The 25,903-nt window shown below is 68.4% G+C and carries 27 protein-coding genes and 1 tRNA gene; 10 read left to right on the top strand and 18 right to left on the bottom strand.

The window, feature by feature from the left end; all coding sequences use genetic code 11:
- Window positions 1-25: 25 nt before the first annotated feature.
- Window positions 26-1,993, top strand: coding sequence for an acyltransferase family protein (locus FBY28_RS17760; RefSeq protein WP_141868723.1), 1,968 nt, complete (start codon window positions 26-28; stop codon window positions 1,991-1,993).
- A 9-nt stretch (window positions 1,994-2,002) separates the two neighbouring features.
- Here the strand turns inward: FBY28_RS17760 and FBY28_RS17755 are convergent, their stop codons facing one another.
- Entirely contained in the window at window positions 2,003-2,380 is a 378-nt protein-coding gene (locus tag FBY28_RS17755) for an RNA polymerase-binding protein RbpA (protein WP_141868722.1), read from the bottom strand.
- 370 nt (window positions 2,381-2,750) lie between these two features.
- On the opposite strand from FBY28_RS17755, the gene FBY28_RS17750 reads away from it, so the two are divergent.
- Window positions 2,751-3,518 carry a cutinase family protein gene (locus FBY28_RS17750; protein ID WP_141868721.1) on the top strand — a complete coding sequence of 256 codons (768 nt, stop codon included), beginning with the start codon at window positions 2,751-2,753 and terminating at the stop codon, window positions 3,516-3,518.
- Between the two features lie 53 nt (window positions 3,519-3,571).
- On the opposite strand, the gene FBY28_RS17745 is transcribed toward FBY28_RS17750, so the two are convergent.
- Together FBY28_RS17745 and FBY28_RS17740 are read right to left on the bottom strand one after the other, a co-directional pair.
- A complete protein-coding gene (locus FBY28_RS17745; protein ID WP_141868720.1) occupies window positions 3,572-4,903 on the bottom strand; it encodes a PE-PPE domain-containing protein in 1,332 nt (443 codons plus the stop codon).
- 510 nt (window positions 4,904-5,413) lie between these two features.
- A tRNA-Tyr gene (locus FBY28_RS17740) sits at window positions 5,414-5,496 on the bottom strand.
- A gap of 71 nt (window positions 5,497-5,567) precedes the next feature.
- Between FBY28_RS17740 and FBY28_RS17735 the strand changes: the two genes are divergently transcribed.
- Together FBY28_RS17735 and FBY28_RS17730 are read left to right on the top strand one after the other, a co-directional pair.
- A complete protein-coding gene (locus FBY28_RS17735) occupies window positions 5,568-6,059 on the top strand; it encodes a YajQ family cyclic di-GMP-binding protein (RefSeq protein WP_019513931.1) in 492 nt (163 codons plus the stop codon).
- A gap of 66 nt (window positions 6,060-6,125) precedes the next feature.
- Window positions 6,126-7,151, top strand: a complete 1,026-nt coding sequence (locus FBY28_RS17730) for an NAD(P)H-dependent glycerol-3-phosphate dehydrogenase (protein WP_141868719.1) — start codon at window positions 6,126-6,128, stop codon at window positions 7,149-7,151.
- 55 nt (window positions 7,152-7,206) lie between these two features.
- Here FBY28_RS17730 and FBY28_RS17725 read toward each other — a convergent pair whose 3' ends face one another.
- Window positions 7,207-7,746 carry a hypothetical protein gene (locus FBY28_RS17725; RefSeq protein WP_141868718.1) on the bottom strand — a complete coding sequence of 180 codons (540 nt, stop codon included), beginning with the start codon at window positions 7,744-7,746 and terminating at the stop codon, window positions 7,207-7,209.
- 117 nt (window positions 7,747-7,863) lie between these two features.
- Here FBY28_RS17725 and FBY28_RS17720 point away from each other — a divergent pair, with 117 nt between their 5' ends.
- Window positions 7,864-8,724, top strand: a complete 861-nt coding sequence (locus FBY28_RS17720) for a type IV toxin-antitoxin system AbiEi family antitoxin domain-containing protein (protein ID WP_141868717.1) — start codon at window positions 7,864-7,866, stop codon at window positions 8,722-8,724.
- 41 nt (window positions 8,725-8,765) lie between these two features.
- Here the strand turns inward: FBY28_RS17720 and htpX are convergent, their stop codons facing one another.
- Both htpX and grcC1 read right to left on the bottom strand, forming a co-directional pair.
- Window positions 8,766-9,632, bottom strand: a complete 867-nt coding sequence (htpX, locus tag FBY28_RS17715; protein ID WP_030134355.1) for a zinc metalloprotease HtpX — start codon at window positions 9,630-9,632, stop codon at window positions 8,766-8,768.
- Window positions 9,633-9,697: 65 nt separating this feature from the next.
- Window positions 9,698-10,705 (bottom strand): nonaprenyl/(2E,6E)-farnesyl/geranylgeranyl diphosphat synthase, encoded by a 1,008-nt coding sequence (gene grcC1, locus FBY28_RS17710; RefSeq protein WP_174241673.1) that lies wholly within the window; start codon window positions 10,703-10,705, stop codon window positions 9,698-9,700.
- A 20-nt stretch (window positions 10,706-10,725) separates the two neighbouring features.
- On the opposite strand from grcC1, the gene menJ reads away from it, so the two are divergent.
- Window positions 10,726-11,946, top strand: a complete 1,221-nt coding sequence (gene menJ / locus FBY28_RS17705) for a menaquinone reductase MenJ (RefSeq protein ID WP_141868716.1) — start codon at window positions 10,726-10,728, stop codon at window positions 11,944-11,946.
- On the opposite strand, the gene FBY28_RS17700 is transcribed toward menJ, so the two are convergent.
- From FBY28_RS17700 to FBY28_RS17685, 4 genes are all read right to left on the bottom strand, one after another.
- The gene (locus tag FBY28_RS17700) at window positions 11,939-13,156 is read right to left on the bottom strand and encodes a TetR/AcrR family transcriptional regulator (protein ID WP_141868715.1); all 1,218 of its coding nucleotides are present in this window, start codon (window positions 13,154-13,156) and stop codon (window positions 11,939-11,941) included. The two genes, menJ and FBY28_RS17700, sit on opposite strands and share 8 nt — an antisense overlap.
- A 150-nt stretch (window positions 13,157-13,306) precedes the next feature.
- The gene (ppnP, locus tag FBY28_RS17695; RefSeq protein WP_141868714.1) at window positions 13,307-13,588 is read right to left on the bottom strand and encodes a pyrimidine/purine nucleoside phosphorylase; all 282 of its coding nucleotides are present in this window, start codon (window positions 13,586-13,588) and stop codon (window positions 13,307-13,309) included.
- 36 nt (window positions 13,589-13,624) lie between these two features.
- Entirely contained in the window at window positions 13,625-14,503 is an 879-nt protein-coding gene (locus FBY28_RS17690; RefSeq protein WP_141868713.1) for a dihydrodipicolinate synthase family protein, read from the bottom strand.
- Between the two features lie 11 nt (window positions 14,504-14,514).
- Window positions 14,515-15,300 carry an aldolase gene (locus FBY28_RS17685; RefSeq protein WP_141868712.1) on the bottom strand — a complete coding sequence of 262 codons (786 nt, stop codon included), beginning with the start codon at window positions 15,298-15,300 and terminating at the stop codon, window positions 14,515-14,517.
- 81 nt (window positions 15,301-15,381) lie between these two features.
- Here FBY28_RS17685 and FBY28_RS17680 point away from each other — a divergent pair, with 81 nt between their 5' ends.
- Together FBY28_RS17680 and FBY28_RS17675 are read left to right on the top strand one after the other, a co-directional pair.
- Window positions 15,382-15,909, top strand: a complete 528-nt coding sequence (locus FBY28_RS17680; RefSeq protein WP_141868711.1) for a helix-turn-helix domain-containing protein — start codon at window positions 15,382-15,384, stop codon at window positions 15,907-15,909.
- A gap of 87 nt (window positions 15,910-15,996) precedes the next feature.
- Window positions 15,997-16,857, top strand: coding sequence for a lysophospholipid acyltransferase family protein (locus tag FBY28_RS17675; RefSeq protein WP_141868710.1), 861 nt, complete (start codon window positions 15,997-15,999; stop codon window positions 16,855-16,857).
- 4 nt (window positions 16,858-16,861) lie between these two features.
- On the opposite strand, the gene FBY28_RS17670 is transcribed toward FBY28_RS17675, so the two are convergent.
- The 3 genes from FBY28_RS17670 to FBY28_RS17660 all read right to left on the bottom strand — a co-directional run bounded on the left by FBY28_RS17670 (window position 16,862) and on the right by FBY28_RS17660 (window position 19,324).
- Window positions 16,862-17,620 carry an SDR family oxidoreductase gene (locus FBY28_RS17670; protein ID WP_216847782.1) on the bottom strand — a complete coding sequence of 253 codons (759 nt, stop codon included), beginning with the start codon at window positions 17,618-17,620 and terminating at the stop codon, window positions 16,862-16,864.
- Between the two features lie 62 nt (window positions 17,621-17,682).
- On the bottom strand, window positions 17,683-18,627 hold the full coding sequence (locus FBY28_RS17665) for a CobW family GTP-binding protein (protein WP_141868709.1): 945 nt from the start codon (window positions 18,625-18,627) through the stop codon (window positions 17,683-17,685).
- Window positions 18,628-18,637: 10 nt separating this feature from the next.
- Window positions 18,638-19,324 (bottom strand): demethylmenaquinone methyltransferase, encoded by a 687-nt coding sequence (locus FBY28_RS17660; protein WP_019513916.1) that lies wholly within the window; start codon window positions 19,322-19,324, stop codon window positions 18,638-18,640.
- Between the two features lie 159 nt (window positions 19,325-19,483).
- Here FBY28_RS17660 and FBY28_RS17655 point away from each other — a divergent pair, with 159 nt between their 5' ends.
- Window positions 19,484-20,308, top strand: a complete 825-nt coding sequence (locus tag FBY28_RS17655; protein ID WP_141868708.1) for an SDR family oxidoreductase — start codon at window positions 19,484-19,486, stop codon at window positions 20,306-20,308.
- A gap of 10 nt (window positions 20,309-20,318) precedes the next feature.
- On the opposite strand, the gene FBY28_RS17650 is transcribed toward FBY28_RS17655, so the two are convergent.
- Window positions 20,319-21,446: a glycosyltransferase family 4 protein gene (locus FBY28_RS17650; protein WP_141868707.1), complete on the bottom strand. Its 1,128-nt coding sequence runs from the start codon at window positions 21,444-21,446 to the stop codon at window positions 20,319-20,321.
- Window positions 21,447-21,542: 96 nt separating this feature from the next.
- On the opposite strand from FBY28_RS17650, the gene FBY28_RS17645 reads away from it, so the two are divergent.
- Window positions 21,543-22,205 carry a DsbA family protein gene (locus FBY28_RS17645; RefSeq protein ID WP_286178506.1) on the top strand — a complete coding sequence of 221 codons (663 nt, stop codon included), beginning with the start codon at window positions 21,543-21,545 and terminating at the stop codon, window positions 22,203-22,205.
- Here the strand turns inward: FBY28_RS17645 and FBY28_RS17640 are convergent.
- Genes FBY28_RS17640 through FBY28_RS17625 form a run of 4 tightly spaced genes read right to left on the bottom strand, consistent with a single transcriptional unit; the run spans window position 22,163 to window position 25,903 of the window.
- On the bottom strand, window positions 22,163-22,726 hold the full coding sequence (locus FBY28_RS17640) for a DUF3592 domain-containing protein (RefSeq protein ID WP_141868706.1): 564 nt from the start codon (window positions 22,724-22,726) through the stop codon (window positions 22,163-22,165). The genes FBY28_RS17645 and FBY28_RS17640 overlap by 43 nt on opposite strands.
- A complete protein-coding gene (gene menD / locus FBY28_RS17635) occupies window positions 22,723-24,381 on the bottom strand; it encodes a 2-succinyl-5-enolpyruvyl-6-hydroxy-3-cyclohexene-1-carboxylic-acid synthase (RefSeq protein WP_141868705.1) in 1,659 nt (552 codons plus the stop codon). Before menD ends, FBY28_RS17640 begins: the two co-directional genes overlap by 4 nt.
- Window positions 24,382-24,390: 9 nt before the next feature.
- On the bottom strand, window positions 24,391-25,179 hold the full coding sequence (locus FBY28_RS17630) for an alpha/beta fold hydrolase (RefSeq protein WP_141868704.1): 789 nt from the start codon (window positions 25,177-25,179) through the stop codon (window positions 24,391-24,393).
- Between the two features lie 10 nt (window positions 25,180-25,189).
- Window positions 25,190-25,903 (bottom strand): DJ-1/PfpI family protein, encoded by a 714-nt coding sequence (locus FBY28_RS17625; RefSeq protein ID WP_141868703.1) that lies wholly within the window; start codon window positions 25,901-25,903, stop codon window positions 25,190-25,192.

Raw genomic sequence — 25,903 nt, 5'->3', positions numbered from 1 at the left:
GCGGCCCCGTTATGCTCGGGGCGCCTTGCAGACCACACAGCCCACCCCCGTTCCCGTTGCGCCCGTCGGCCGGCATGTCCGCCACGACCTCGACGCGTTGACGGTCATCGCGGTGACCCTGGTCGTCATCGGCCACCTGTGGCTGGGGCGGGTGTCCGGCGGCGTGGACGTCCTGCTGGTGCTGGTCGGCTACTTCTTCGGCTCACGCATCCTCGGATGCCAGGGATCGGTGTGGGCCGAGGCGTGGCGCTGGACCCGCCGGCTGGTCCCCGCGCTGGTGCTGATGCTTTCCGTCTCGGCCGTGCTGACGGTGCTGGTGCAGCCGCAGACCCGCTGGGAGTCCTTCGCCGAGCAGACGCTGCCCAGCCTGGGCTTCTATCAGAACTGGCTGCTGGCCACGACCGCGGGCGACTACTTCCAGGCCGGCCAGACCGTCACCCCGCTGCAGCACCTGTGGGCATTGTCGGTGGCGGGCCAGGTGATGCTGGCGCTGGTCGCGGCGGCCTGGTTGGTCCGCAGGCGCGGAGCGCTGCTCGGTGTCATCGCGTTGGCCGCCGCCGCGTCCCTGACGTGGGCGGTGGTGCAGACCTCCAGTGACCAGACCGTCGCCTACTACAGCACGCTGACCCGCGCCTGGGAGCCGCTCGCCGGGGTACTCGCCGCGGCAGTCGCCGGGCGGTGGACCTGGCCGTCGTGGCTGCGACGGGCGGCTGTGGCGATCGGTGTCGTCGCGATCATCGTCTCCGGGGTGCTGGTCGACGGCGTCGTCGACTACCCCGGACCGTGGGCGCTGGTGCCGGTGTCGGCGACGGTGCTCGTGGTCATCAGCGGACCGTCGGGCCCGTCATCGGTCGGCGTCATCACCTGCGCCTACGCCATGTACCTGTGGCACTGGCCGATGCTGATCTTCTGGTTGGCCCACACCAACGACGACACCGTCGGCATCGGTGAGGCGGCCGCGATCCTGGGTGCTGCGGCGCTGGCCTCCTGGCTGACCTGGCTGTCGGTGCGGGCCGGGACGAGCGCCTGGCGGACAGTGCTCGCCGGTGCCACCACCGCGGTCCTGGTGGTTGCCCTCGCCGCCGCCGCGGTGGGCTGGCGTGAGCACGTCGAACAGATCCGGGACAGCGGCACCGAGCTCGCAACGCTCCCGCTGCGCGACTACCCGGGCGCGCTGGCCCTCGGCGACGGTCGGCCGGTGGCCAAGCTGCCGATGCGCCCGACCGGGCTGGAAGCTCCCGATGACGTTCCGCCATCGACTCTCGACCAGTGCCTTGCCGACTTCGGCGGCGAACAGGTGGTCAGTTGTGTCTACGGTGACCCGAAAGCCACCCGCACCATCGCGCTGGCCGGCGGCTCGCATTCCGAGCATTGGCTGACCGCGCTGCACACACTGGGCCGCCAGCACGGTTTCAAGGTGACCACCTATCTGAAGATGGGGTGCCCGCTGACCACGGCCGAGGTCCCGATCATCGCCGGGCCGTTCACGCCGTACCCGTCATGCCGCACCTGGTCGGACAATGCGCTTGCCCAGATCGTGGCGGAGCGGCCCGATTACGTGTTCTTCACCACCACCCGGCCGATCCTCGACGGGGACGGCGACTACGTGCCGGACTACTACCTGGGTGTGTGGGATGAGCTGTCCGACAACGGTATCGGCATGCTGGGTATCCGGGACACCCCGTGGATGCTGCGCGACGGTCGGTTCTTCTCCCCCGTCGACTGCCTGGCCTCCGGTGAGGACGCCGACACCTGCGGGGTGCCGCGCACCGAGGCGCTGGCCGACCGCAATCCGACGCTGGATCATGCCCAGGACTACCCACTGCTGCAGGTGCTGGACCTCTCCGATGTGGTGTGCCGACCGGACATCTGCCGGGCCGCGGAGGGCAATGTGCTGATCTACCACGACGCGCATCACCTCGCGGCGACCTACGTCCGCACCATGGCCGACGAACTCGGCCGGCAGTTGGCCGCGGCGACCGGCTGGTGGTGAGCGTGCGGATCAGTCACGGTCGGCGGGACGCGTGCGCGTCCGCGCGCCGTCACCGCCGCGCCGGCGCGCACCGATGATCGCCAACCGCTCGGTCAACAGCTCGTCGAGTTCCTCGATGGTTCGACGCTCGCGCAGCATGTCCCACGGCGTGCGAACATGCTTGCCCTTCTTCGGTTCCTCGGCTACCCCGTTGAGCAGGCTGCCCTCCATGCCGTTGCGGCACTGCCAGCGGCCGGGCGCCTCAGCGCCGTCGGCGAAGGGTACGTCGAATTCGGCGCCGTCCGCGGTGCGGTAGCGGGCGATCTGTCGCGGCTGTGGCGGGATGTTGCGGTCGGTCTCGTAGCTGATGGTCCCGAGCCGGCTGCCCTTCAACCGATGGTTCGCCATCGTCAGACACCGCTGACGCGTCGGAGGGGTGCGGAAAATGTGGGGTGCACGGCGGACTCTCTTCGCGAGGCGTGGTGAATCTCGTGGTGAAACTTCGGAGTGAACCGCAACGCCCCTTGGCGCTTGCTCGCCTTCATGCCCGTGTGAACGGAGGTCCACCTCGACCGTACTCCGGCGCAGAGGCCGGGGCGGCGAAGTCGCCATTTCGCCCAGCATGCAACCCCGGCGGCCGGCGCGCTGATTCCGCGCGCTCAGGTGAGATGGATCACTTGACAGCCGTGGAATCCTGCCCGCCGTTCGGGGCTTGTAGCAGGTAACTGCCACCACTACTCGCAGCGATGGCACAGCGGATTCCAGAACGGGGAAACTCATGAGCACATCGCCACACACCTGGGCGGCGCGGGCCGCACGCTCGGCGCTGTTCGCGGCCCTGGCCGTCTTCGCCGTCGTGGCGGCGCTGTTCGCCGGTCCCGCCGCCACCGCGAAGGCCGCCGCCGACTCTTGCGCGGATGTCGCGGTGGTGTTCGCACGAGGCACCTTCGAGGCCCCCGGTGTCGGCGCGACCGGTCAGGCGTTCGTCGACGCGTTGAACGCGCGGCTGCCCGGCCAGTCGGTCAGCGTGTACGGCGTCAACTACCCGGCATCGCTGGACTTCGGTCGGGCCGTCGACGGTATCGCCGACGCCACCAACCACATTCAGCAGATCGCCGCCGACTGCCCCGACACCAAGATCGTGCTGGGCGGGTACTCGCAGGGCGCCGCGGTCGCGGGCTACAGCACCAGCACCAGCGTCCCCGCCGGATACGCCCTGCCCGCCGGACTGGCCGGGCCGATGCCCGCCGGTGTCGCCTCGCATGTGTCCGCGGTCGTGCTGTTCGGCACCCCCGACAACTGGTTCCTGAGCCTGGCCGATCACAGCGCTCCCCCGATCGCCATCGGCGACCTGTACGCCGGCAAGAGCCTTCAGCTGTGCGCCGCCGGCGATCCGGTCTGCTTCCCCGGCGGATGGGACCGCGCCGCACACAGCTCCTACAAGAGCAACGGAATGGCAAACCAGGCAGCCGATTTCGTGGTCGGACGCCTCGGCGCCGCAGCCCCCTCGGCAACCATGGTGCAGACGGCCGCGCAGGTCGGCTGATCCCGAGACCATTGAGGCCCCCTCCGGCGAGGGGGCCTCAATCGTGTTGGTGGCTAATCGGGATCGGCGCCGTCGTCGTCCCGGGAGGTCGGCGCAGCCGTATCGGACGTATCGGACGGCTCGGGACCCGGATCGGGTTCGGCGACCTCGGGCCCGGGATCGGGAGTCGGCGAGGTATCCGGGTCATCGAGGGAATCGGTGAACTCTGCCTGCTCGAATGTGTTTTCCCCGGAATCGGATTCGTCGTCCTCGGACTCCACGCTCAGCGACCGCTGTTCGGGTTTCTCAGTGGTGCCGTTGAGTTCGGCGTCCCGCTCCTCCATCGCGTCGATGATCTCCGTGGTCGTGTCCGGCGCGGTGACCACCGGCGGCACACTCGGTGGTTCCGGCGCCGGCGCCGTGCCGGCAAGGATCTGGCCCGCCCGCGCGAATCCGGCGGCGATGTTCTGCAGGTGGGTGAACGCCTGCTGCGGTGTGGGCAGGAACTGGATTCGGCCGGTCTCGTACATGCCGGTGCTCTCCACCATCGGCTGCAGGATCGCCTGCAGCGCATCGATGAACTGGGTCGGCACACCGAGCAGCTTGAGCGGCATCAGCAGCGGCATTACCGGGCTGTGTACCCGCACCGTGACGACGTTTCCGTCGACGGTGACCACGTTCTCGGGATCCTCGAAATCGAAATCCTGCAGCCGGGAGTGCTCGAAGAGGAACCCGGCGGCCAGCTGGATCCAGCTCATCGGGTTGAACAGGTACCGGGGGAAGTACGCGATGGGGTCGTATTCGCGGTTGACGCGCAGATAGGTTCCGTCGGGCAAGGCGATGGCGCCACCCAACACATCGGACCCGAAGGTGGGCTCCTCGGGGCCGTAGCGGGCGAAGATGCCGGTGCCCGGGGTGTTGGAGTCGCCGTAGAAGACACCGAACACGCTCGACATGTCGTAACCGGTGGCGGCCAGCCGGTTCAGCGCCTCGGCGGCGACGCGGCCACCGAACGATCCGGTGTTGATGGCGCTGACGGTGGTGGCGGGGTCACGGGCAGCCAGCAGCTCGGTGAGCCAGGTTGCCCCGGCGTCGACGGATGCCGCGGTGACGCTGCCGGGATAGCGGACCGGGTCGTTGAGGACGGTGACGTCCGGGATGCGGCGCCAGACGCCGCCGTCCTGGGTGTCCAGGGCGCCGGCCGGGAACTGCACACCGGCGCCGGGCACCGCGAACAGCGCAAGCGCGGCCAGCTCGACGGCATCGGCGGAGAGGGTGCGGTGCTGCTGGACCACGAGTGGCGCGGGGTCGGCCGGCACGGCGTGGTCGACGACTCCTCCGGCAAGCAGGACGGCCACCGCGGGTACCGCGACGGCGACACGACTGACTCGGTGGCGCTTGTTCACCCCAGGCTCCTTCACAGCAGATCCCCCGTCGGCACATCACCCGTTGCTGAAACCGCACCTTCAGGTGCGCCTTTCGCGGTGACACCGATCCCCTACGGCGGATATTAGGGCCACAGCGCACATCCACGCAGCCGGTGCTCGCGGCACAGAATTTGCTGAAATCGCGTGTTCGCGTTCGCCACCGGGGCTTCGGGCTTCGCGGACGTCGGCGCAACGAGTGGTAGCTCGACCGCGGGCGGCGGGCAGTTGTCGGCAACACGCCGTCGGCCCCGTCGGCCCCGTCGGCCCAGGATCACGCGCGGTCGCGACGCCGCCAGCGACTCGGCGCGCCACGCCACCGGGTCTCCCTATGCGTTACCCGCCGAACTGCGTCACCGCCGGCGGTGCGACAGCTGTGCAGTTGCTGAGGCAGGCAGTCCGTTTTGACAGCAGTCCAGAGATTCAGCCGATCGACGGACGGCGTCCCCCACAAACACGTCAGGCCCCCTTGGAGAGGGGGCCTGATCAGTGTGGCAGGTACAGGATTCGAACCTGTGTAGGCGTTAGCCGACGGATTTACAGTCCGCTCCCATTGGCCGCTCGGGCAACCTGCCGGATTTGGTGCGAGTAGCAGACTACAACGAGGATGTACCGAAGACGAAAACGGCACCATGAGGAGGGTCCAATGGCGGATTCAAGCTTCGACGTCGTCAGCAAGGCTGATCGCCAGGAGGTCGACAACGCGCTCAACCAAGCGGCCAAGGAGTTGGCCACCCGGTTCGACTTCCGCGGCACGGACACCACCATCGAGTGGCAGGGCGAGGAGGGCATCATCTTGACCTCCTCCACCGAGGAGCGCGTGAAAGCCGCGGTCGACGTGTTCAAGGAGAAGCTGGTCCGCCGCGACATCTCGATGAAGGCCTTCGATGCGGGCGACCCGCAGCCCTCGGGAAAGACCTACAAGGTCATCGGCAGCATCAAGCAGGGCATCGACAGCGAGAACGCCAAGAAGATCACCAAGCTGATCCGCGACGAGGGCCCCAAGGGCGTCAAGGCCCAGATCCAGGGCGAAGAGATCCGGGTCAGCTCGAAGAAGCGGGACGATCTGCAGGCCGTGCAGGCGCTGTTGCGCGGGGCCGACCTTCCGGTGGCGCTGCAGTTCGTCAACTACCGGTAGCGCTTCGGCCCCCGGGAGTTGGGCAAGTCGGGCTCACCGGCACCGTCGCGGCAATACCCTGACCGGATGGCACCTGCACAACGCGAACCGAACGTCGTCGTCCTCGGCGGCGGCTCCTGGGGAACCACCGTCGCCTCCATCTGCGCTCGGCGCGGACCCACCCTGCAATGGGTGCGCTCCGAGGAGACAGCCAAGGACATCAACGAGAACCACCGCAACTCGCGGTACCTGGGCGACGAGTGCGTGCTCCCGGACGGACTGCAGGCGACCACCGACTTCTCCGAGGCCGCCCAGCGCGCCGACGTCATCGTGATGGGCGTGCCCTCGCACGGCTTCCGCGGGGTGCTCATCGAGCTGGCGCGCGAGCTGCGCCCGTGGGTGCCGGTGGTGTCACTGGTGAAAGGCCTTGAGCAGGGCACCAACATGCGGATGAGCCAGATCGTCGATGAGGTGCTGCCCGGGCATCCGGCGGGAATCCTGGCCGGGCCCAATATCGCCCGCGAGGTCGCCGAGGGTTATGCCGCTGCGGCCGTGCTGGCCATGCCCGATCAGCACCTGGCCGCGAACCTGGCCGGGTTGTTCCGGACCCGGCGCTTCCGCACCTACACGACCGACGATGTCGTCGGCGTCGAGATGGCGGGCGCGCTCAAGAACGTCTACGCCATCGCCGTCGGCATGGGCTACTCGCTGGGCATCGGCGAGAACACCCGCGCCATGGTGATGGCCCGCGCGGTCTCCGAGATGTCCAAGCTGGGCGTCGCGATGGGCGGGCACCGGGACACCTTCGGCGGGTTGGCCGGCATGGGCGATCTGATCGTCACGTGCACCTCGCTCCGCAGCCGCAATCGGCATGTGGGTGAGCAGCTGGGGTCGGGGAAGACCGTCGAGGAGATCATCGCGTCGATGAATCAGGTCGCCGAGGGCGTCAAGGCCGCCTCGGTCATCATGGAGTTCGCCGAGAAGTACGGCCTGAGCATGCCGATCGCCCGCGAGGTCGACGGTGTCATCAATCACGGGCACACGGTCGAGGACGCCTACCGCGGGCTGATGGTGGAGAACCCGGGCCACGAGGTGCACGGCGCCGGGTTCTGAGACGAAACCGGCCCACGTCTCGCACCGAGATGGCTGAAACCAGGTAGGAGCCGGCTCAGTTGAAGTAGGGGTTGCGCCCCTCGGGCCGGTCCAGCAACGGGTTGGTCGGGTTGACGATCCAGCTGCCGCCCGGGCTGATCACGAACCCGGACTGGTCGAACGAGTTCTGGCAGGTGACCATCGCCCCATCGGTGCCACAGGTGACGTGCTGGAAGCTGATGCGCGAGTTCGCGGGCAGCGGCAGCGCCGGCTTGTCGCCGACATAGACCGGGTTGGCCGCGACCGCGAATCCCGGGGCGCCGATCTGTGCGCCGGTGACGACGTTGGCGCCGCCCGGGGCACCAGGGAAGGGTGTTCCGCTGCAGCCGTAGCTGCCATTGGCGCGGCTCATGACGCAGGTGATGCCTTCGCCGGCGGTGAAGGCATACATGCTGCCGTCGTTGACCGAGTACTCCGAGGGCTTCACGAACGCGTAGCCGCCGATATCGGGCGCCGGCGGCGGGGGCGGCGGCGGAGGGGGTTCGGCTCCCGCGATGGCGGGGGCACCCAGCGCAGCCATGGCTGCCACGGCACACAGCACACCTCGGGTACGCATGCGCCACACCCTATCCCCTCGTGCGATTTCGGTGAGGACTCAGGCGCTCACCGCACGGATCCTCACCGAAATCGCAAAGAGTGGAACCGGACACGGCGACGCTGCGTCGAATCAAGCATGCTGAACGACCACCTGCGCTGCAATGACGGCGTCATCACGCTGGCACAGGCGCGCTCGTTGGGCCTGAGCCCGGACGCGGTGCGGCGGCGGGTGCGCGCGGGATCGTGGCGCCGATGTGCGCCGGGGGTGTACTTCGCAGACGACCGTCCATTCGACGATGCAGCACGTATCCGGGCCGCGGTCTGGTCCTATGGGCCCGCCGCATGCGCCAGCGGACTGGCCGCCGCATGGTGGCACGGGCTCACCCGCTTCCCGCCCAAGATCGTGGAAGTGACGTTGGCGCGCAACGGATACGGCCGCGCCAGACCAGGTTGCCGCCCCCGACGTCGTGATCTCGATTCTCGCGACGTCGTCGGCCTGCGCGGTCTTCGCGTCACCACGCTGGCGTTGACGGCCGTCGAAGCAGCCACCCGCCGCTCCGGCGGGCCGAAGATCATGGACTCGGCGTTGCAGGCGAGCGCCAACCTGCCCGAGCTTTGGCAGACACACATGCGGAACAAGGGTCGATATGGGTCACCCGCCGCACGACGACTACTGCGCGCGGCGGAAAGCGGCGCTCAATCCGAGGCCGAACGGCTGATGATCACTCTGCTCGTGGAGCACCGCATCACCGGATGGGTGGCCAACCATCCGGTCGGCCCGTACAAGGTTGACGTCGCTTTTCCAGGTCTCATGGTGGCCGTCGAGGTGGACGGCTGGGCTTTTCACAGCGACCCGGACAAGTTCGTCAAAGACCGTCGTCGGCAGAACTACCTCGTCCTGAACGGATGGACAGTGATCAGGTTCACCTGGCTGGACCTGGTCGAGTATCCGGATCGGGTCATCTCGGTCACCCGCGCTGCGATTTCGGTGAGATAGCGTGCGCAGACCGCACGTATCCTCACCGAAATCGCAAGGCCTCAGCGGCCGGCCATCTGCTCCAGCCGACGGATGCGGTCCTCGATCGGCGGGTGGGTGGAGAACAGCTTGCCGATCTTCTCCCCCGCCCGGAACGGGTTGGCGATCATCAGGTGCGCCTGATCGGCCAGTTGCGGCTCGGGCGGCAGCGGTGCGGCCTGCACGCCGTAGGCGATCTTGCGCAGGGCGCTGGCCAAGGCCAGCGGATCACCGGTCAACTCGGCGCCGGACTGGTCGGCCTGATACTCCCGCGACCGCGATACCGCGAGCTTGACGACCGTCGCGGCGATCGGGCCGAGCATCGAAACCAGCAGCATCGCAAAGGGATTCGCGCCGCCCTCGCGGTTACCGCCGAACATCGAGGCGAACACCGCGATATTGGCCAGCGCGGTGATGACCGATGCCATCGCTCCCGCCACACACGAGATCAGGATGTCGCGGTTGTAGACGTGGGACAGCTCATGGCCGAGCACCGCGCGCAGTTCCCGCTCATCGAGGATGCCGAGGATGCCGGTGGTGCAGCACACCGCGGCATTGCGCGGGTTGCGACCGGTGGCGAATGCGTTGGGCGCTGCGGTATCGCTGATGTAGAGCCGCGGCATCGGCTGGCGCGCAACGGTCGCGAGCTCCCGCACGATCCGGTACATCGCCGGGGCCTGCATCTCGTTGACGGGCTGGGCGTGCATGGCCCGCAGCGCCATCTTGTCGCTGTTGAAGTAGACGTAGGCGTTCATGCCGACGGCGAAGAGCACCGCCAGCATGAGGATCGACTGGTTCTGGAACAGGGCACCGATGAAGACGATCAGCGCGGACATGCCGACCAGCAGCACGAACGTCTTCAATCGATTGGCATGGGGATGCCAGGTCATCAGCTTTTCTCCTCCGAGAGTCTTCGCTGATTCAACGGCCGACGACCGCTTCAGGTTCCGGTGACTCAGCCGTGCCGGTTGACGGTGTAGTCGACCAGCGTGGCCAGGGCGTCGCGGCCGGGTCCGGCGGGCAGGTTGGTCAGCTCGTCGCGGGCCCGCCCGGCGAACTCGCGCACCTTCTCCTTGGCCTTGCCCATGCCCGGGGAGCGCCGCAGCAGGGTCAGGGCCTCGGCGACCTCGGCATCGTCGGTCAGCGGCGCGGCCAGCAGCACCCGCAGCCGGTCGGCGTCGGCGCCGTCTTCACGAAGGGCGTAGAGCACCGGCAGGGTGTGCACACCCTCACGCAGGTCTGTGCCGGGCAGCTTGCCGGATTCATCCGGGTCACTGTCGATGTCGATGATGTCGTCGGAGATCTGGAAAACCGTGCCGACGATGCCGCCGAGTCGCGACAGCCGCTCGATCTGCTCGGTGTCGGCGCCGGAGAACGTCGCCCCGAACCGGCCCGACGCCTCGATCAGGCAGGCGGTCTTCTCGTAGACCACCTTGAGGTAGTGCTCGATCTCGTCGGTGCCCTCGGCGGCGCCGCGGGTCTCCCGCATCTGGCCGGTGACCAGCTGGGCGAAGGTATCGGCGATCACCCGCACGGCGTCCGGGCCGAGTCGGGATACCAGCCGGGAGGCGGTGGCGAACAGGTAGTCACCGGCCAGGATGGCGATGTTGTTGCCCCAGCGGGCGTTGGCACTGTCGGCGCCGCGGCGCACCTGGGCCTCGTCCATCACGTCGTCGTGATAGAGCGTCGCCAGGTGCACCAGCTCGATGACGGCCCCGGCGATGGTGACCTCGGGATCCTCCGGCCGCGGCCCCAGCGAGCCCGCGAGCACGGTGAACAGCGGGCGGAAGCGCTTGCCGCCGGCCCGGAAGAGATGCTGGACCGCCTCGGCCATCAGCACGTCGGCCTTGCCCAGCTCTGTAGACATCAGATCCTCGACGCGTTCCACGCCGTCACGCACCCGCGTCGCGAAATCGGGGTCCCCGAAATCCACGCCCGCCACCACGCTCGCCGGTGTCCTCATTGTTCCAACATACTGGGAGGGTGCCGAGTCCAGCAGATGTGGTTGTTGTAGGCGCCGGGCCCGCGGGCTCGGCGGCCGCCGCCTGGGCGGCCCGGGCCGGTCGCGACGTCCTGGTGATCGACTCGGCGCAGTTCCCCCGCGACAAGGCCTGCGGGGACGGACTGACCCCGCGCGCCATCGCCGAGCTGCGTCAACTGGGCCTCGGCGAATGGTTGAGCGGCCGGATCGCCCACCACGGCCTGCGGATGTCGGGCTTCGGTGCCGACGTCGAGGTGCGCTGGCCCGGGCCGTCGTTCCCGGCGACCAGTAGCGCGGTGCCGCGCACCGAATTGGACGACCGGATCAGGATGGTGGCCGCCGACGAGGGCGCCAAGATGATGCTCGGCGTCAAAGCCGTTGACGTCCGTCACGATCCGTCCGGGCGGGTATCGGAGCTGTTGCTCGACGACGGCTCGGAGATCCGGGTGGGCGAATTGATCGTCGCCGACGGCGCCCGGTCCACACTGGGCCGCGCGCTGGGCCGGGAATGGCATCGCGAGACGGTGTACGGCACCGCCATTCGCGCGTACCTCGCCACCCCGCGCTCGGATGAGCCCTGGATCACCTCGCATCTGGAGCTGCGGTCCCCGCAGGGTGAGGTGCTGCCCGGGTACGGCTGGATCTTCCCGCTGGGCAACGGCGAGGTGAACATCGGCGTCGGCGCCCTGGCGACGGCCAAGCGTCCCGCCGATGCCGCACTGCGGCCGCTGCTGGCCTATTACGCCGGTCTGCGCCGCGACGAGTGGGGTTTCGAGGGCGAACCCCGGGCCGGCCTGTCGGCCCTGCTGCCGATGGGGGGTGCGGTCAGCGGGGTGGCCGGGCCGAACTGGATGTTGATCGGTGACGCCGCGGCATGCGTGAACCCGCTCAACGGCGAAGGCATCGACTACGGCCTGGAGACCGGACGGCTGGCCGCCGAACTGCTGGGTTCCGGCGACCTCGGCGCGGCCTGGCCGGCGGTACTCACCGAGCACTACGCCCGCGGGTTCTCCGCCGCGCGCCGGCTGGCGCTGCTGTTGACGTTGCCGAAATTCCTGCCCGCCGCCGGACCGGTGGCCATGCGTTCGCATTTCCTGATGAAGGTCGCGGTGCGGATGATGGGCAATCTGGTGACCGAGGAGGACACGGACTGGATCGCGCGGGCGTGGCGCTCGGCGGGGCTGGCGTCGCGGCGGTTCGACCAGCGCGCACCGTTCAGCTGAGCGACCGCGACGGTCGGCCCAGCAGCGTCAGTTCCATCAGCAGCCGGACACCGGCCCGCGAATGCGCGGTGTCCTCATGGTGTACCAGCCGGCCCAGGTCGACCACCAGGCCGAACGCGGCGTGCACGGCGAAACGCGCTTGGGCGTGGCTGAACTCGGTTCGGACCTCGGACAGCAGGCGCGCCCACTCGTCGACGGTGGCGCGTTGGATGTTGCGCAGCACCATGCGGTCGGCCTCGGGAACGTTGGTGCGCTCGGTGTAATACACATAGGCCAATTCGGGATCACCGAAGGAACGGTCGACGTAGCGGTACACCAGTTCGGCCAGCGCTCGTTCCGGATCCGGTTGCACGGCAAGGACACTGGAGATATCCCCGGACACCCTGTCTGCGCTGCGCCGATAGGACGCGGCCAGGATGTCCCCCTTACTCGGGAAGAACCGATAGATGCCCGAGGGTTGCATGCCCGCGGCCGCGGCGATGTCCTCCACACTGGTTTCCCGAAAACCCTTGCGGTGGAACAGCAGCAGCGATTCGTGCAACAGGATCTCGTACTTGCCGCCGACGGCGGCACCGCTGCGCAACGGCCGGACCGGCTCGCCGGATTCGGCTGGGGCGGGCAGCTCTGCCCACAGCACCGCCGATGCCAGGCCCGCCATCAGGGTGCGCAACTCGCCGATCGGCAGCGCGGCACGGTGGTCGGTGATGCTGCCGATCACGCTGATGGCCGCCGAGGACAGCGTCCAGCGTTCCCGCGAGGTGAGCTGCGGGCGCAGCTGCCTCAACGGTTGTTGCAGGCGGCGGTTGACCAGCTCGATCTGCCCGTTCAGGACGGCCTGGTCGTCATCGTTGAGATACCGGCCCTCCCAGCGGTACAGGCCTCCGGAGCTACGGTTGGCGATGACGATGTCGACCAGGGCGCCCACCAGGTCGTCGAGTTGGATCGCAGGATCGGCATCCGGATCGATGATCTCGGTACCGTCCACCAGCTGCTGGCCCAACGCGACCACCGCCTCGCGGAACAGCTCGTACTTGCCCGGCGAGTGCCGGTACAACGCGGCCGCGGAGATGCCGACCCGCGATGCGATGTCCTCCATGCTGACCGCGTGGTATCCGAGCGCGCTGAACGCGTCCGCGGAGGCCTTGACGATCTGCGCCCTGCGGTCGGGAGCACGCCTACCAGCCGGCACCGGGCGGCCGACTGTTGACATGTACCCACGGTAACGCATATATCGAAAATGCGAGGTTGTGACTAATGAGGGTTCACATCATCGGAGCATTTTCGATATGTCATCAGCGTAAATCCACCAGTCGGGCCGAACGGCCGGCAGAAGCGCGATTCACATCGGGAGGGGTACGCCTCAGCGGTACTGGCAGAGGTAGGCGGTCTCGACCTCGACCCGCACCCCGAACTTGCTGTCCGCGGGCACGGTGAATTGTGTTCCCGCCGAGAAGGTTTCCCACTTGTCTGCGTCGGGCAACCGGACCGTCAGGGCCCCGCTGATCACATGCATGATCTCCAACTGGGAGGTCCCGAACTCGTACTCCCCGACCGCCATCACGCCGACGGTTGCCGGCCCATCGGCGGGGCTGAAGGCGATCGAGGCGACGGCTCCGTCGAAGTACTCGTTGACTTTGAACATGCGCGCAGACTAGCGACCCGCGTCACCGTCGGTGGATCACACCCCGGCGAGCATCGCCCGCAGCTCAGCGCGTCCGGACGCGTCCAGCGGCAGCAGCGGCGCCCGTGGATCGCCGACATTGCTGCCGAGCAGCTCGAGGCCGGCCTTCACCGTGGTGGGCAGACCCCCGGCGACGATGAACCGCAGCAGCGGCGCGAGATCGTCATAGATCCGTCGGGCGCGATCGACATCACCGGCGCGCACCGCCTCGTAGAGGTCCAGGCAGGGCTGCGGCCGGAGGTTGGGCGCCGCGGTGCACCACCCCGCGGCCCCCTCGGTGAGGGCGTCGAGCACCAGCGGGTTGCTGCCGTTGTAGAAGGGCAGTTCGCCACCGGAGAGCTCCTTGATGCGTCGCATCCGCATCAGGTCACCGGTGGACTCCTTGACCATCGTGACGTTGTCGATCTCGTCGAACATTCGCACCAGCAGCTCGGGGCTCATGTCGATGCCGCTGGTCGCAGGGTTGTTGTAGACCATGATCGGCAGGTCGACGGCGGCCGCGACGGCGGCGTAGTGGGCGATGATCTCGCGTTCGGTGAGCTTCCAGTAGGACACCGGCAGGATCATCAGCGCATCGGCGCCGGCAGCTTGCGCGTGGCGCGCGCGACGGACGGTGTTGGCCGTGGTCAGGTCCGAGGCGCCGACGACGACCGGGACACGACCGGCGACAGCACCCACGGTGACGTCGATGACGGTGTCGAACTCGTCCTCGGTCAGGTAGGCGGATTCCCCGGTGCTGCCGGTCGGCGCGATGGCATGAGCGCCGGTGCCGACCAGTTGATCGACGAGCGCGGTGAGCGCGGCGGCGTCGACACCGGATCCGTCGGCGGTGAACGGGGTGACGGGGTAGGCGATGATTCCGTGGATGTTCGTCATGGTGCGACCTTTCAGGCGGTGAGGGTATCGGGGTGGTTGGCCAGCGCGCGGCGCGCGTAGTAGGCGAAGTTGGCCAGGCTGCGCTTGGGGGTCAGGGTCCAGTCGTGGGCTTCGCGCGCCAGCCGATCGGGCAGTGCGGCAATGGTTCCCGCGGCCATGGCGGCCAGTTGCAGCTTGGCGCCGCGTTCGATGAGCATGGCCAGCGAGCAGGCCTCTTCGATGCTGGCAGCCGCGACGACGTGCCCGTGGTGGGCCAGCAGGATGGCCTTCTTGTCCCCCAGTGCGGCAGAGATGATCTCGCCCTCCTCGTTGCCGACCGGCACGCCCGGCCAGTCCGGCAGGAATGCGCAGTCGTCGTAGAGCGGCGCGATGTCCATCTGCGACACCACCAGCGGCACTTCGAGCATCGACAGCGCCGCGACATGGAACGGGTGGGTGTGCACGATGCACCCGACGTCGGGGCGGGCCCGATAGATCCAGGAGTGGAAACGGTTGGCCGGGTTGGCCATTCCGTCACCGTCGAGAACGTTGAGGTCCTCGTCGACCAGTAGCAGGTTACCCGCGGTGATCTCGTCGAAGCCCAGGCCCAGCCGTTGGGTGTAGTAGGTGCCGGGCGCGTCGGCGCGGGCGGTGATCTGACCGGCCAGCCCGGAGTCGTGACCGGCGTCGAACAATGCGCGGCAGGTCAGAGCGACCTTCTCGCGGGCGCTCAGTCCGGTATCGGCGATGTTTCGACCGAGGCCGTCGAGCGCACGGCGCATCAGATCTGACTTTGAGTCCTGCAGGGTGCTCGTCATGGGGTGATCTCCTCTCGTGATGACACATTGAGGACTATAGGACACTTTGTGTCATATCGTCAATGCGGTAATCTCAGTTTCGTGAGTGGCTTGTTACGTGCCGTGCGCCAGCAGCGGGGCATGACGCTGGACGAGGTGTCCGCGGCGACCGGTTTGACCAAGAGCTATCTGTCCAAGGTCGAACGCGGCCAGAGCGTGCCGTCCATCGCCGCCGCCCTGAAGATCTCCCGCGCACTCGACGTCGATGTGGCACAACTGTTCTCCGATGATCCCGAGGTGTCGTCACTGACCGTCGAACGGGCGGCCGACCGCGGCGCAGAACGCCACCACGCGGTGGCCGCCGGGATGCTGGGCAAGGCCATGTCACCTTTCGTCGTCCGCCCCGGCCGCCAGTTCAGCGCGCATCCCCATCCCTGCCACCCCGGCCAGGAGTTCGTCTTCGTGCACGCCGGCGCCGTCGAGCTGAATCTCGACGGGACGGTGGTAGCGCTGCAGACCGGGGACTGCGCGTACTTCGACGCCTCGGTCTCGCACAAGCTGCGCCAGATCGGCGACGTCGGCGCCGAGGTCGTGGTGGTGGCCTACAGCGCACCGGGCCGACGGGGATAGCACAGGAACGACCGAATCGACGGACATCACCAATTCGATACGGCAGCATCGACAGACCCGATCAGCCATCCGAGGGAGCAGACCGCCATGTCCACGTCGGACACACCGAACCGGACCGATTCCGACGACCTCACCGACGCCTTGCTCGACGCCATCGAGGGCAGCGTCTCCGACGCCGCACCGGAGCTGTTGCGCACCACCATGGCGGCGTTCCGCAAGCTGGGCATCGAGTTCGTCCGCAAGTACAACCGGCTGGAAATCGACACCGCCGAGCACAGTTTCGACGAACCGGTGCTGTTCGTCGCCAACCACGGCTTCGGCGGGATCTTCGACCTCAACGTCTTCGCGACCAGTGCCGCACTGGAGCAGCTGCACCTCGATCGCGATGTGACCATCCTGACCCATCAGCTCGCCTGGACCCTCGGCGTCGGCCGTTTCATCGAACCCATCGGTGCCCGGCCCGCCAGCGTCGAATCCGCGCAGGAAGCCTTCGCCCGCGGCGAGCATGTCGCGGTGTACCCCGGCGGCGATATCGACTCCGCCAAATCCTGGGAGGACCGCAATCGGATCATGTTCGGCGGGCGCACCGGTTTCGCCCGCCTTGCCATCGACAACGGGGTGCCCATCGTCCCGATCGTGACCGCAGGCGCGGGCGAGTCACTGTTCGTCATCTCCAGCGGCGAGCGCCTGGCCCGGGCCACCCGCCTCGACAAGCTGTTGCGTCTGAAGTCCGCGCCGATCAGCGTCTCGTTGCCGTGGGGACTCAACATCGGTGTCGTCGGGCTGCTGCCCTATCTGCCGTTGCCCACCAAGCTGCAGACCCGCGTCTTGCCCGTCATGCCGGCAGAATCCGGTGAGGAGCCTGCGGAGTATGCGGCCCGGGTCGAGTCGGCCATGCAGAGCGCGCTCACCGAGATGACCGAGGGCCGCACCCCGCTGCTGGGCTGAGGTGTCAGTGCCGCGCGAGCCAGTCGGCCAACCGCGTGGCACACAGGTCGGCCCCGGCACCGGTGACCAACGTGGTCTGGTCGACGGGAATGCCGTGATAGGTGGCCGCCGGGTCATCGACGACCGGCAGCTCGCGTCCCTGCCGACGCAGCACCACGCGGGCCATTTCCCCGAACGACATCTTCTGCGGCCCGCCGACCTCACGCACCCCGTTGGCCGGTGTGCCGGTGGCGATCCCGGCAAGGGCAGCGGTCACCTCGGCGGAATCGACTGTCTGGATCGCGGCGATCGGCGCGCGCACCTCACCATCGCGGATCATCGATTCGGTTATGGGCTCGGCCAATTCGTGGAACTGCGTCGCCCGCAGCACCGTCCACGGCACCCCCGAGCCCTCGGCGGCATGTTCCTGGGCAAGCTTGCCGCGCAGATACCCGGCGTCGCGGGCCATGACATCGGCGCCGACGATCGACAGGACGACATAGTGCCGGGCCGAGGACGTGCCGACGGCGGCGGCCAGGTTCGACGAGGTCTGCTCGAAGAACTGCTGCGCCGAGTCCTCGGGCGTCGGTGCGTTGATGACGTCGACCACCACATCGGCGCCTGCCAGGGCCTCGGCGATACCGTCACCGGTGAGCAGGTCCACACCCGTCGTCCTGGACGCGGCGACGACATCGTGGCCGCGGCCACGCAGCATCGGCACGAGCCGGCGTCCGATCAGACCGGTGGCACCGACGACGGTGATTCTCATATTCGACGTGTTCACGCACCCAGGCTGGCACCGCCGCAGGTCGTGGGCGTCCCGGAAAACCCGTAGTCCCGCGGTGTTCACACCATGTACTTGCCCAGCCCCAGCATCGCGTTCTCATCGGCAGGCTCACGCGTGCAGTCGGCCAGGCCCGCGTGGAGTGCAGTGACGTCCATCCCGGTGCCGATCAACACCAACTCGGTGCCCCGGCCGCGCGACCTGTGCAACCGCAGCGAGCTGCCTACCAGCTGCACCAGGAACCGGCCGTTCGACCCGAAATCGACGAAACCCTTTGCCCGGTACAGCCCCTGCGGGCGGCCTTGGAGAAACTGCAGGAAGTGTCGCGGGTTGACCGTGTCACCGGTGCTGAACTGCAGGCTCTGGTACTCGGGGTGGTGGTGATCGTGGTGGTCGTCGTGATCGTGCAGGAGTTCGTCGAAGGACAACTGCGCCTGCGGTTTCCGCGTCGTCGGCGGATCGATCAACAGCTCGGGATCGATGCGCGCGAAGTCGGTGGGCAACACCGGAACCCGCGGGTTGAGCTCGCGGATCCTGGCGGCGACGTCATCGCCGGGAGCCTCGCTGATCTTGTTGAGCACCACCAGATCCGCCACCGCGACACCATGGCCCAGATCGGCGGGCTGGACGGCGTCGACCACCAGCACCAACCCGGCGTAGTGGAAGCGTTCGTCCTCGGCGGTGGCGATGGTGCGCGCCAGCACCTGCGGCTCCGCGACACCGCTGGCCTCGACCACGATCAGGTCCAGCGCGGGCCGCACGGCCGCCAGCTTGCCGAGCATCTCGGCGGCCTCCGACGCGTCCACCGCACAACAGATGCAGCCGTTGGACAGCGAGGCCATCGCGTCGACCTGACCGGCGACCAGCATCGCGTCGATGTTGACCGCGCCGAAGTCGTTGACCAGCGCGCCGATTCGCACCCCACGGCTGTTACGCAGCAGATGGTTGAGCAGGGTGGTCTTTCCGGCACCGAGGAAACCGGCGATCGCAAGGACGGGGGTGCTCACGGCGTGCGGCTCACGGCTTGACGGCGGCGTGCAGCGCGACGATCCCTCCGGTGAGGTTGCGCCAGCGCACCGAATCCCAGCCGGCCTCGCGGATGCGGGCAGCCAGTTCGGCCTGCGTCGGCCAGGCGCGGATCGACTCGGCCAAGTAGACGTAGGCCTCGGGATTGCTCGACACCGCCGTGGCCATCCCCGGCAGCGCCCGCATCAGATATTCCTTGTACACCGTGGAGAACAGCGCGTTGGTGGGCGTGGAGAACTCGCACACCACCAGCCGGCCGCCCGGGCGGGTCACCCGCGCCATCTCGCGCAGTCCGGCCACATGGTCGACGACGTTGCGCAGACCGAAGCTGATGGTCACCGCGTCGAAGGAATCATCGGCGAACGGCAGTCGGGTGGCGTCGGCACCCACCTTGGGCACCGGACGCGATGCCCCGGCCGACAGCATGCCGACCGAGAAGTCCGCGGCCACACACCACGCACCCGAGCTCGCCAGCTCGACCGTCGACACCGCCGTCCCGGCGGCCAGGTCGAGCACCTTGTCCCCCGGCCCGATCCCCAGCGCCGCGCGGGTCTGACGCCGCCAGAACCGGTCCTGACCCAGCGACATCACCGTGTTGGTGATGTCGTAGCGGCGGGCCACGGCGTCGAACATCGACGCCACCTCATGCGGATTCTTCTCCAACGACGCCCTGCTCACCAGATCAAAACTACCTGTGAGTCTCGGGGTTCCCGGAATGGGCCGCGTCTGATGACGTTGAACCTTGCGTGAGCAGACAGCTGTTCCCCCGTTTTCGGCCCGTACTGGGGGTACACGCGTCTGCTGGCGGGAAGAACACTCCCCGAGAAAGGCAGCACATTGGCTGAGAAGATCTGGTTCATCACCGGCGCATCCCGCGGCTTCGGCCGGGAGTGGACGATCGCCGCCCTCGAACGCGGGGACAGGGTCGCCGCAACGGCGCGCGATACCGCCACCCTCGACGACCTGGTATCCCGTTACGGCGACGCGCTGCTGCCGCTGCAACTCGACGTGACCGACCGGGCCGCCGATTTCGCCGCGGTCCAGCGTGCCCACGAGCATTTCGGCCGGTTAGACATCATCGTCAACAACGCCGGGTACGGGCAGTTCGGCTTCATCGAGGAGCTGTCCGAAGCCGAGGTGCGCGACCAGATCGAGACGAACCTGTTCGGTGCGCTGTGGGTCACCCAGGCCGCGCTGCCGTTCCTGCGGGCCCAGCGCAGCGGGCACATCCTGCAGGTGTCCTCGATCGGCGGGATCACGGCATTCCAGAACGTCGGCATCTATCACGCGTCCAAGTGGGCGCTGGAGGGCTTCTCGCAGTCGCTGGCCCAGGAGGTGGCCGGCTTCGGCATCCACGTCACGCTGATCGAACCGGGCGGGTTCGACACCGATTGGGCCGGCTCCTCGGCCAAACGGGCCACCCCGCTGCCGGACTACGCCGAGGCCCACCAGCAGGCTGCCGACGCCCGCGCCAAGCGCACCGCGAAGTCGGGCGACCCGCAGGCCTCGGCCACCGCCGTGCTCAAGATCGTCGACGCCGAGCAGCCGCCGCTGCGGGTGTTCCTCGGTGAGTTGCCGTTGCAACTGGCCGAGGCCGACTACGCCCAGCGCTTGGCCACCTGGCGAAAGTGGCAACCGGTCTCGGTCGAAGCGCAGGGCTGATTCGCCAGGCTCAGGCCGCGCGGCTGCGCCGGGTCCCGATGACCTCTTCGTAATGTCCGAGCAGCTCATCGCAGACCGCGGGCCAGGTGCGGGCCAGCACGCTGCGTCGGGCCGCGGCCGAGTAGCGGGGCCGCTCGGCGATCAGATGGTCGACCGCATCGGTGAGCCGCGTCGCGAAATCGTCGACGTCGAGCAGCAGCCCGGTGTGCATCGGCACGACCAGATCACGCGGGCCACCGGCGTTCGGCGCCACCACCGGCAACCCGGATGCCATGGCCTCCTGGACCGCCTGGCAGAACGTCTCGTGCTCGCCCGGGTGGACGAACACGTCCATGCTGGCGTAGGCGGCGCCCAAGGCGGCTCCCCGCAACTCACCGGTGAACACCGCCGTCGGCATCAGCGATTCGAGCTTCGCCCGGTCCACGCCGTCGCCGACGACCACCACCTGCAGGTTGTCGCGGGCGGCCAGCACCGCCAGCCGCTCGACATGTTTCTCCGGGGCCAATCTGCCGACGAAACCGACCACCGGCTTACCAGCGGGCGACCAACGCCGACGCAGTGCGTCATCACGCGCCGACGGCACGAAACCGCCGATGTCCACCCCGCGTCCCCACTTGTGCAACCGCGGGACACCATGGGCGGCAAGGTTTTCCATCGCCGAGGTGGACGGGGCCAGGGTCCGGTCGGCCTTGCTGTGCAGCCGGCGGGTCCACGCCCAGGATGCCCTCGACAACACGCCGACCCCATAGCTCTCGGCGAAACCGGCGACATCGGTCTGGAACACCGCGACCGTGGGCACACCGAGATGGCGGGCCGCGTGCACGCCACCCCAGCCGAGCAACGCAGGAGAGGCCAGGTGGACGACATCGGGATCGAAGCCGCGCAGCACACCGACCATCCGCGGCCGCGGAACACCCAGCGGGAGCGAGGTGACCTTGGGGAACATGTGCGAGGGCACCCGATGTACCCGCACACCATCGTGAACCCGGTCCGCCGGCGGCTGTCCGCGCGGCGAGTCCGGCGCGATGACCAGCACCTCGTGTCCGGTGCGGCGCAGATGCTCGATCACCCGAAGCACCGAGTTGGTGACGCCGTTGACATTCGGGAGGAAGGATTCGGCAACGATCGCAACGCGCACGACCTGACTGTCGCAGCATCGGTTGACCACACGGTTGCGTCCGGGCGTCCGGCGTGCGAACACCGCGACAGCGGTACGGTGGTCGGCGTGCGTCGAATGATGGCCGTGCTCACCGGATTGACGCTGCTCGCCGGTGTGGGCTGCACCAAGCAGATCCAGGGCAGCGCCGAGGCCGACCCCGATGCGCCACTGACCCAGGTGAGCGAGGACGGGTACGGATTGACCGCCGGATTCGCCGACGCCCCGGTTCAGATCGAGATCTTCGCCGAGCCGCAATGCTCGCACTGCGCGGACCTGCAGCGCGATGTCGGTGACGGGTTGGCCCACTACATCGGCCTCGGCCAGCTCGCCGTCACCTACCGTCCGATGACCTTTCTGGACACAGCCGATTTCGGCTACTCGGCCCGGGTCAGCAATGCGCTGTTCGTGGCGGCTTCGCAGCGGAACTCCCCCGCGGTGGCATTCCAGGCATTCGTCGAGGCGTTGTGGGCAGACCAGGACCCCTCCGGTCGCGGCCCCGACGATGACGAGATCGCCCAAAAGGCCGATGCCGCGGGACTACCCGAAGATGTGGTGGGGCGCATCGCCCGCGGCGAGACCGCCGTGGATGCCGTCGAGATGGATGCCGCGAACTACGACCTGCTGTATCTGGTCGACCCGATGTATACCGGCACCCCGACGGTGTACAACCTGAACACCGACGAGACGGTCGACATCTACGACGCGGACTGGCTCGACAAACTGATGTCCTCAGCCTGACCCCCGGCCTGTTCGCCGACGGGCTCGTCGTCCTCCACCCGGCGCGCGACGACGGCGACGACCAACAACGCGGCCCCGGCGATCAACCAGCCCAGTACCGCGATCGAGGCGGCCGGGATGATGGCCAGCGCGGCGTTACGGTCCTGCACGCGCACCAGATCGGGGTCGCTGCGGTCGTATTCGACGTAGATCCGCATCCCGGGTTCCAGCTCGGAGGGATACAGCACGCCCAGTTCGGGCCGATAGGTGACGCGGTCCGGGGTGACGAATTCGATGGTCGAGCGGCGCGGCCCCGCGTCGAGCACCTCGGCGGCGGCCACCCCTATATCGCTCTCGATGCGCCGGTCGTTCTCCCAGGCCCCCAGGACCAGCAGCACCGACTGGAACGTCACCACACAGGCCGCGATGACGATGCCGACCCGGACCCGGCGGATGACGCGCTGCCGGCGAGTTTCGGTGCCGTCGCCGAACATTCGCGGCATCCGGCGCCACAACTCGGCGAGCGCCGCCCGGAACCTCACTGCAGGGCCGCCCGGATGGAGGCATGCAGCGCGCGCAGCGAGGTCCGGTCCGCCTTGACCTCCAACACCCGCATGCCCTCGACCGGTTCGGCCAGCACCTCGGTCAGCGAATCGACGTCGACCTGCCGGTTGGGCACGTGATAGGCCTGGCACAGCGCCGCGATGTCGACATCGTGCGGGGTCCCGAACACGCGGGAGGAGACATCGGAGAACCGCGGATCACCCTGCTCGAGCAGTTCGAAGATGCCGCCGCCGTTGTCGTTGGAGACCACGATGGTCAGGTTGCGCGGGACCGGTTCGGTCGGGCCGATCAGCAGCCCGGAGCTGTCGTGGACGAACGTCAGGTCGCCCACCAGCGCCACGGTCTTCAACGGGGTGGTTCCGCCACCGCTGCGCTCGTGCGCCAGCGCCGCGCCGATGGCCGTGGAGATGGTGCCGTCGATCCCGGCAACACCCCGGTTGGAGCGCACCTTGACCCCGGGCTGGTTGAACCCGGCGAGCGCGATATCGCGGACCGGGTTGGAAGCGCCGAGCACCAGCTGGTCACCGTCGTGCAGGCCTGCGGTCACCGCGGCCGCGACGTGCAGCCCGGTGGTGTGCGGATGCTGTGCCAGTTGGGCGCGCACCGCTTCCAGTGTGCGACGGTGCAGGTCGCCGGCGCGCTGCAACCACTGTGGGTCCGGTGTGCCGGTGGTGACCGCGCGGGTACCGGTGGCCTGCGAATTACCCGAGACATCGGGCCAGCGCGGGCCGGTGGTCAGCGCGAACACCGGCACCGCCGGATCGGCCAACAGCGTCGACACGGTGCGGTGCAGGGTGGGCCTGCCCAGCATGATGACCTGGGCGGGCCGCAGCAGTGGCAGCGCCAACGGGTGCAGCGGGTTGGCCGCCGCGGGTGCCGTCGGTTCGGCCACGGTGGGCAGCCCCGCCAGGTTCGGGTGCACCCCGGCGCCGTGTCCGGCGATCACCACGGTGTCCGCACTCAGATCGATGTCCAGCGGCTGGTCGAAGGTGACCGGCGGGGTGTGCGTCCAGGAGCGGCCGTCGGGCCTGCCCTCGGGCGTCGGCGTGGCATCGTCGAGGTCGGGCACCAGCGGTTCACGCAGCGGGATGTCGAAGTGCACCGGTCCGGCGTTGGCGCTACGAGAACCCTTGGCCGCCACCAGCACTCGACAGGTCGCCGAGCGCCACTGGGCGTTCAGCGCGGCCATGTCGCCGGAATCTCCGCCCGGTCCCTCGGCGAGCCCGAGGCTGATGCTGGAGCGCACCTGGGACCCGAAGTAACCGAGTTGCTCCATCGTCTGGTTGGCACCGGTCCCGAGCAGTTCATAGGGCCGGTTGGCGCTCAGCACGATCAGCGGCACGCGGGCATAGTTGGCCTCGACCACCGCCGGACCGAGATTGGCCACCGCGGTGCCCGAGGTCATCGCGATGGGCACCGGTGCCTGTCCCGAGATCGCCAGCCCGATCGCCAGGAACCCCGCGGTGCGTTCGTCGATGCGCACATGCAGCCGGATCCGGCCGGCCCGGTCGGCATCGTGCAGCGCGAACGCCAGCGGGGCATTGCGTGATCCGGGGCACAGCACCACATCGCGGACGCCGCCGCGGATCAATTCGTCGACGACGATGCGGGCCTGGATCGTCGAGGCATTCACTCGAACAGCCTAAGTCTTGGCTTCGGCGAAGAATTCCAGGATCGCCTCGTTGACGGTCTCCGGACGCTCGATGAACCCGAGGTGCCCGGCATCGGGGATCTCCAGGTACCGCCCGCCGGGGATGGCGTCGGCGACCTCGCGGCTCAGGTGGGGGGCCATCAGCACGTCATCGCCGAAACCGATCACCAGCACCGGCACCTTGATGTGCTGGTAGGCAGGCAGCCGGTTGCCCTCGGGCGCGATGGCCAGCTGGCTCTTCAGCCCCGGGGTGTACTTGGTGGGCCACATGGTGAACATCTCGGCCCAGTCCAGGACCGCCCGGTCGTCGTTGAGGGTCTTGGGCGAGAAGTTCTCCATCAGCCGGATCTTCGCGTCGTAGCTGGGCGGCAGGGTGATCCCGGCCCCGTGGAAGTCGCGCTCGGCCTTGTTGAAGAACTCGCGCGCCTTGTCGTGGCGGCCGCGGGTGGCCATCAGCACCGCCTGGCTGACCAGTTCGGGGCGCGCGACCATCAGCTCCTGGGCGATGAACGAACCCATCGAGACGCCGACGACCCGCACGGGGCCGCCGACGACCTTGGTGATGAGGTTGGCGGTGTCGGCGACCACCTGTTCGGTGGTGAAGCCGCTGGCGTTCTCGGTGGCGCCGACGCCGCGATTATCGAAGGTGATGACGCGATAGCCGGCCCGCTGGAACGCCGGGACCTGATGTAGGTGCCAGGTGCGTCCGGCCCCGCCCCGGCCAGCGATGAAGAGCACCGGTTCGCCGGTGCCGCCCTTGTCGACATATGCCAGATTCATTTGCTCGAGCCTACTTGCGGCTGCGAGCTCTCCTGATGGCGTGATCCCAGAGCAGGCCCACGGTCGCCTTCAGCGCAGGTGGGCTGGCAAGTTCGCGAGTCATCAGTGCGGTGGCCGCGGCCTTGGTGGCAGCAGAGGCCTTGGACATGTGCCCGGAGTCGAACGGCGGCTGCGGGTCGTACTCCATGGACAGCTGGATGGCCTTGGCCTTGGCTTCTCCGCCGATCTGCCCGGCCAGCCACAATCCGAGGTCGATGCCGGCCGACACTCCGGCACACGTCACGATGCGCTCATCGGACCGGACGATGCGCTCATCGCCCACCGGTGTCACGCCGAATGCGCGCAACGACTGCACGGCGGCCCAGTGCGAGGTGGCCCGTTTGCCGTCCAGCAGGCCGGCGGCGGCCAGCAGCACCGAGCCCGAGCACACCGAGGAGGTCCAGGTGGTGCTCTGGTGGGTGCGGCGCAACCAGTCCAGGACCCGCTCGTCGCGGGCGTGCTCCATCGTGGTGAATCCGCCGGGGACGAGCACGATGTCCGGGCTGGGTGTCTCGTCGAACGAATGGGTCGCACCGATGACGAGGACCCCGGAATCGGCGACGACGGGTCCCGGTTCGTGCCAGACGAAGCGCACCTCGGCATCGGGCAGCCAGCGCAGGATCTCGTACGGACCGATGAAGTCCAGGGCGGTGAAACCGGGGTACAGCACGATGGCGATCTGCAT

The organism is Arthrobacter sp. SLBN-53, from assembly GCF_006715585.1.
GTDB classification, from domain to species: domain Bacteria; phylum Actinomycetota; class Actinomycetes; order Mycobacteriales; family Mycobacteriaceae; genus Mycobacterium; species Mycobacterium neoaurum_A.
This window is presented reverse-complemented; position numbering and strand designations above follow the sequence as displayed.

What these genes read in the sequence shown, in the direction of transcription:
- FBY28_RS17645 (WP_286178506.1), top strand. Translation starts at nt 21,543, where the DNA reads ATGATGGCCGTGCTCACCGGATTGACGCTGCTCGCCGGTGTGGGCTGC.
- htpX (WP_030134355.1), bottom strand. Translation starts at nt 9,632, where the DNA reads ATGACCTGGCATCCCCATGCCAATCGATTGAAGACGTTCGTGCTGCTG.
- FBY28_RS17685 (WP_141868712.1), bottom strand. Translation starts at nt 15,300, where the DNA reads ATGACGAGCACCCTGCAGGACTCAAAGTCAGATCTGATGCGCCGTGCG.
- FBY28_RS17755 (WP_141868722.1), bottom strand. Translation starts at nt 2,380, where the DNA reads ATGGCGAACCATCGGTTGAAGGGCAGCCGGCTCGGGACCATCAGCTAC.
- FBY28_RS17735 (WP_019513931.1), top strand. Translation starts at nt 5,568, where the DNA reads ATGGCGGATTCAAGCTTCGACGTCGTCAGCAAGGCTGATCGCCAGGAG.
- FBY28_RS17675 (WP_141868710.1), top strand. Translation starts at nt 15,997, where the DNA reads ATGTCCACGTCGGACACACCGAACCGGACCGATTCCGACGACCTCACC.
- ppnP (WP_141868714.1), bottom strand. Translation starts at nt 13,588, where the DNA reads ATGTTCAAAGTCAACGAGTACTTCGACGGAGCCGTCGCCTCGATCGCC.
- FBY28_RS17625 (WP_141868703.1), bottom strand. Translation starts at nt 25,903, where the DNA reads ATGCAGATCGCCATCGTGCTGTACCCCGGTTTCACCGCCCTGGACTTC.
- FBY28_RS17630 (WP_141868704.1), bottom strand. Translation starts at nt 25,179, where the DNA reads ATGAATCTGGCATATGTCGACAAGGGCGGCACCGGCGAACCGGTGCTC.
- FBY28_RS17730 (WP_141868719.1), top strand. Translation starts at nt 6,126, where the DNA reads ATGGCACCTGCACAACGCGAACCGAACGTCGTCGTCCTCGGCGGCGGC.
- FBY28_RS17690 (WP_141868713.1), bottom strand. Translation starts at nt 14,503, where the DNA reads ATGACGAACATCCACGGAATCATCGCCTACCCCGTCACCCCGTTCACC.
- grcC1 (WP_174241673.1), bottom strand. Translation starts at nt 10,705, where the DNA reads ATGAGGACACCGGCGAGCGTGGTGGCGGGCGTGGATTTCGGGGACCCC.
- FBY28_RS17700 (WP_141868715.1), bottom strand. Translation starts at nt 13,156, where the DNA reads ATGTCAACAGTCGGCCGCCCGGTGCCGGCTGGTAGGCGTGCTCCCGAC.
- FBY28_RS17725 (WP_141868718.1), bottom strand. Translation starts at nt 7,746, where the DNA reads ATGCGTACCCGAGGTGTGCTGTGTGCCGTGGCAGCCATGGCTGCGCTG.
- FBY28_RS17720 (WP_141868717.1), top strand. Translation starts at nt 7,864, where the DNA reads ATGCTGAACGACCACCTGCGCTGCAATGACGGCGTCATCACGCTGGCA.
- FBY28_RS17750 (WP_141868721.1), top strand. Translation starts at nt 2,751, where the DNA reads ATGAGCACATCGCCACACACCTGGGCGGCGCGGGCCGCACGCTCGGCG.